Here is a 459-nt window from a genome sequence, read left to right as displayed (position 1 = left end):
GCGTACGACGGTCTCCTTCTACGAGGGCAATAAGCGCGCCGCCGACGCCGAGGGCCTGGCCCTAATCGAGCAGCACACAAGAAAAGGCAGCGCGATCGACGCAAGCGACAACGTGATCACCGACGCGGACCACCGGCTCCTCACAAAGGCCTTCTTTAAGGGAGCCGAGAACTTCGAGAAGCAAAACTACCAGACGACCCACGACGTAAACGGTGACGTGACGCGTACGACGGTCTCCTTCTACGAGGGCAATAAGCGCGCCGCCGACGCCGAATGGGTGGCCCGAATCGAGCAGAACGCGTGAAAAGGTCGCGCGATCGACGCACGCTACAACGAGATCACCGAAGCGGACCACCGGCTCCTCACAACGGCCTTCTTTAAGGGAGCCGAGAACTTCGAGAAGCAAACCTACCAGACGACACACGACGTAAACGGTGACGATACGCGTACGACGGTCTA

General features: G+C 59.7%; 1 protein-coding gene. It reads left to right on the top strand.

Going from position 1 to position 459, the window contains the following annotated elements; all coding sequences use genetic code 11:
- On the top strand, positions 1-304 hold a 304-nt coding region (locus CS062_RS26545), incomplete at its 5' end, for a hypothetical protein (RefSeq protein ID WP_158238936.1).
- Positions 305-459: the final 155 nt, after the last annotated feature.

Source organism: Roseateles chitinivorans (assembly GCF_002761755.1).
GTDB classification, from domain to species: Bacteria; Pseudomonadota; Gammaproteobacteria; order Burkholderiales; family Burkholderiaceae_C; genus Roseateles; species Roseateles chitinivorans.
The sequence above is the reverse complement of the archived record's forward strand: the minus strand, read 5'-3'. Positions and strand labels throughout refer to the sequence as shown.